2 protein-coding genes are annotated in these 2,355 nt (G+C 36.6%); both read left to right on the forward strand.

What is annotated here, in order from left to right:
- A partial coding sequence (gene recQ, locus AC1DJR_RS26760; RefSeq protein ID WP_477003934.1) for a DNA helicase RecQ occupies window positions 1–2,009 on the forward strand: 2,009 nt, incomplete at its 5' end.
- A 25-nt stretch (window positions 2,010–2,034) separates the two neighbouring features.
- Window positions 2,035–2,355: gamma-glutamylcyclotransferase family protein (locus AC1DJR_RS26765; RefSeq protein ID WP_477003935.1), on the forward strand; the 321-nt coding region annotated here is incomplete at its 3' end.

Here is a 2,355-nt window from a genome sequence, read left to right on the forward strand (position 1 = left end):
GTATTATGCCTACGGGTGGTGGTAAGTCAATTTGTTATCAAATTCCCGCATTAGTATTCGAAGGAACGACATTAGTTATTTCACCTTTGATTTCACTTATGAAAGACCAAGTAGATACATTAGTACAAAACGGTATTTCAGCTACTTATATTAATAGTTCTATTTCTATTACAGAAGCAAATCAACGAATTCAATTAGCGAAACAAGGCCATTATAAGTTACTTTATGTGGCGCCTGAGCGTCTTGATTCAATGGAATTTGTTGATCAACTTATCGATATGAAAATCCCGATGATTGCAATTGATGAGGCGCACTGTATTTCGCAGTGGGGACATGATTTCCGTCCTAGTTATTTACATATACATCGCATATTAGATTATCTTCCAGAAAAGCCGCTCGTATTAGCGTTAACTGCTACGGCAACACCACAAGTTCGTGAAGATATTTGCAACACGCTTGGAATTAATCAAGAAAACACGATTATGACAACGTTTGAGCGCGAGAACTTATCATTCTCTGTCATTAAAGGACAGGATCGTAATGCTTATTTAGCGGATTATATTCGTCAAAATCAGAAGGAATCTGGGATTATATATGCAGCTACAAGAAAAGTTGTCGATCAGTTATATGAAGATTTAGGGAAAGCAGGAGTTTCTGTATCGAAATATCATGCTGGTATGAGCGACCACGATCGAAATGAACAGCAAGAACTCTTTTTACGAGATGAAATCAGTGTGATGGTAGCGACATCTGCGTTCGGGATGGGGATTGATAAATCGAATATTCGTTACGTTATTCATTATCAACTTCCGAAAAATATGGAAAGTTACTATCAAGAAGCGGGACGTGCTGGTCGTGACGGATTAGATAGTGAATGTATTCTGTTATATTCTTCTCAAGATGTACAAGTACAACGCTTTTTAATCGATCAATCAACTGGAGAATCTCGTTTTTCTAATGAGCTTGAAAAACTCCAAAATATGACTGATTACTGTCATACAGAACAATGTTTACAATCATTTATTTTGCAATACTTTGGAGAAGAACCGAAGGAAGATTGTGGCCGTTGTGGTAATTGTACTGACGACCGTGAAAGTATTGATGTAACGAGAGAATCACAAATGGTTCTATCTTGTATGATCAGGACGAACCAACGATTCGGAAAACAAATGATTGCACAAGTATTAACTGGATCGAAAAATAAAAAAGTTATTGAGTTTAATTTTCATACTTTACCAACTTACGGACTTTTATCAAATCGTAGTGTAAAAGAAGTCAGTGAGTTTATTGAGTTTTTGATTTCAGACGAGTTGATCGCAGTTGAACATGGTACATATCCGACATTAAAAGTAACGGAAAAAGGTAAAGAAGTACTACTTGGTAAAGAGAACGTTTTACGTAAAGAACGAGTAGAAACACGCCAAATTGTTCAAGACCATCCTTTATTTGAAGTGCTTCGTGAAGTGCGTAAAGAAATTGCACAAGGTGAAGGCGTACCTCCGTTCGTTATTTTCTCTGACCAAACGTTAAAAGATATGTGTGCGAAAATGCCGCAAAGTGACTCTGAACTCCTAACTGTAAAAGGAATTGGAGAACACAAACTTGTGAAGTATGGCTCTCAATTCTTACAAGCAGTGCAGCACTTTATTGAGGAAAACCCAAACTATGCTGAAACAATTAAGACGGAAGTTGTTTCAGAACGTAAAAAGTCAGGGAAAGCTTCAGCAAATTCTCATTTAGAAACATATGAAATGTATAAACAAGGTATTGATCTAAATGAGGTTGCAAAGGAACGTGGGTTATCGAGACAAACGATTGAAAACCATTTAATCCGTTGCTTTGAAGATGGTATGGAAGTAGACTGGAATAGCTTTGTTCCAGCAGAGTATGAAGCTCTAATTGAAACTGCCGTACAAAATGCAGAAGGTGGATTAAAGTCTATTAAAGAACAGCTTCCAGATGAAGTGAGTTACTTTATGATTCGTGCTTATTTACAAATAAGAAAGTAGAGACATATAAAGGGGATAGGGATTTATGCATCACGTTTTTGTGTATGGCACGTTAAGAAAAGAGCAAACGAATGCTCATTATATGCAAGGTGCAACATGCATCGCAGACGAAGCATGGACGTATGGTAAATTATTTGATACATACGAAGGGTATCCTGCGATGATTTGTTCAAATGAGGACAAAGTATAYGGAGAAGTTTATGAAGTAAATGATGATGTTCTGCAAAAGTTAGATGAACTTGAAGAATACACAGGTAATGCAGAGACTGATTTATATGACCGGATAACGCAAACTATTTATTTTGGGAATAGGGAAATACATGCATATGTGTATATTGCTCAAGAT

Source organism: Bacillus sp. 05T31 (assembly GCF_056396725.1).